The following is a 2,396-nucleotide window of genomic DNA, read 5'->3' as shown; positions in this document are numbered from 1 at the left end:
GTGAGCAGGGCTTCGCCGGTGCTGGCCGAGACGCGGCCGCCGTAGTTGTCGAAGCCGCCCAGGGCGGTCAGGCTCAGGCGTTGGCCCTGGATGACGCCGCCCTGGCGGTTGGCTGCGAGGTCGTAGCCGTTTCTCAGGACGCCGGTGATCTGGGCGGTGAACAATCCCTTGAGGCTGGACAGCACGCCGCCGCGGCTGTCGAGGCTGGCGGCTTCGACCGTGAGGTCTCCGTTCTGGGCAATGAGGCGACCGTTGAGGTTATCGACGCCCTCGCCCACTTCGACCTTGAGGGTGCTTTGGCCTTGTACCGCGCCCCGGGTGTTGTCCAGGCTCGCGGCGTCCAGTTCCACACCCGCGTTCTGGCTGTAGATCAGGCCGTCGGTGTGGTTGAGGACCTTGCCAGTGGCGGTGATCAGCAGGGTGCCGTTGGCGGCGACGGTGCCGGTGTTGCTGTTGTCCAGAGTTCCGGTGTTGAGGGTCATCAGGCGCTGGCTGATCAGTTGCCCGCCCTGGTTGTGGACGGCACTGCTGCGTTTGAGCAGCCAGTCTGCGCCGCTGGCGAGTGTGCCGCCGCTGTTGGTCAGGGCGCCGATCAGGTCGAGGGTGGCCTTGCCCGGGCTGGTGATCGTGCCCGCGCTGTTGTCGAGGGCGTTGGCGGTGATCGCGAGGTCCGCACCGCTGTCGATCAGGCCGTTCTGGCTGTTGTTCAGCAGGCCGGTAACGGTCAGGGTCTGTGCCGCGCCGCTGGAGAGGATGCCGCCGCGGTTGTCGAGGCTGTCGGCGGTCACGGTCAGGGCTGTCTGGCTGACCAGCGCGCCATTGCTGCTGTTGAGCAGGGCCCCGCTCAGGTCCACGTCCACCGCGCCGTTACGGCTGGACAGGGTGCCGCGGTTGCGGTTGTCCAGGGAGGTGGCGGTCACGTCCAGCCCTTGCCAGCCGGAGATGAGGCCGTTCTGGTTGAGCAGGCTGTCGGCGTTGAGGGTCAGCAGGTTGCTGCTGATGAGCTGGCCGCCGCTGTTGTCCAGGGTCTGGCCGGTCAGGGTGAAGCTCTGGGCGCTGGAGATTTCACCGCCCTGGTTGTTGATGTTTCGCACCCGCGTGAGGGTCAAGGGACCTGTGGCGGTGATCAGGCCGGCGCGGTTGTTGAGGTCCGCACCGTTGAGGTCGACGCTCAGCCCGGCATTGCCGATCAGGCGACCGGCATTGAGGGAGATCGCGTTGAGGACCAGGGTCATGGCCCCGAGCCCGGAGACTTCGCCACCGGTGTCGGCGCTCAGGCTGTCGGCGGTGATGTTCAGGGTGCCACGGCTGTTGATCAGGCCGTTGGCACCGGTGTCGAGGGCGGCGCTGTCGAGGGTCAGCGCGGCAGTGCCCAGCAGTTGTCCTGTGCGGTTGTTGAGGTCACCCGAGGTGATCTTCAAGGTTTCGGCGGCGTTGATCAGGCCGTTGTCGCGGTTGGTGAGCTGGCCGGTGACGGTAAGTTCCAGGCCATTGCGGCTGGTCAGGGTGCCGCCGGTGTTGTCCAGAGTGGCGGCCGTGGCATCGACACCCGCGGCGGCGATCAGGCCCTTGACGTTGTTCAGGGCCAGGGCAATGCGCAGGGTCAGCAACTGGTTGCTCAGCAGCGTACCGCCGCTGTTGTCCAGCGATAGGGCCTTGAGGGTGAAGGCCTGGGCGCTGGAAATCTCACCGCCCTGGTTGAGCACGACCCCGAGGTTTTTCAGCAGCAGGGTGCCGGGCGCGTTGATCAGGCCGCCCTGGTTATCGAGCAGGCCCTGGTTGACGTCCAGGCTCAGGGAGGTGGCGCTGGTCAGGCTGCCTTTCTGTTGTTCAAGGCTGCTGACGCTCGCAACCAGTGCCTGGCTGCTGGCAATGCTGCCGTCGTGGTTGGTCAGTTTGGCGGCGGTGAGGTCCATCCGCTCGCCGCTGCTGATCCGGCCCTTCTGGCTGTTGTTCAGGTCGCCGGTGTCGATCGTGACCCGGCCCTTGCCGCTGACGGTGCCTTGCAGGCTGTTGTCGAGAGCGGTGCTGTCCAGGTCGAGCTCGCCATCGGTGACCAGTTCGCCGCCCTGGTTGAGGATCGCGCCGGCGCTGTCGAGGGTCAGCTTGCCGGCACTGGACACGCTGCCCGCCGTGTTGGTCAGGCTGCCGACGTCGAGGGTCAGGCTGCCTTCGCTGCTGATCAGGCCCTGGCTGTTGTCGAGGGTGTCCGAGAGGTCGATGCTCAGGTCGTGCGGGCTGAGCAGCACGCCGCCGGTGTTGTCCAGTGAGGTGCCGGTCAGGGTCAGGCCGGTCTTGCCGGACAACACGCCTTGCGCTCGGTTGGTGGTCTTGGCGATGTCGAGGGTCAGTAACTGTTGCGCAAGGATCTGACCGCCAGTGTTGGTCAGCGTCTG

The 2,396-nt window shown here is 66.4% G+C and carries 1 protein-coding gene; it reads right to left on the bottom strand.

From position 1 onward, the window contains the following. The coding region (locus tag JL015_RS27455) for a beta strand repeat-containing protein (protein WP_374063563.1) at positions 1-2,396 on the bottom strand (2,396 nt) is incomplete at both ends.

Origin of the sequence: Pseudomonas cichorii (assembly GCF_015471405.1) — a bacterium.
GTDB lineage: Bacteria > Pseudomonadota > Gammaproteobacteria > Pseudomonadales > Pseudomonadaceae > Aquipseudomonas > Aquipseudomonas serbiensis.
The sequence above is the reverse complement of the archived record's forward strand: the minus strand, read 5'-3'. Positions and strand labels throughout refer to the sequence as shown.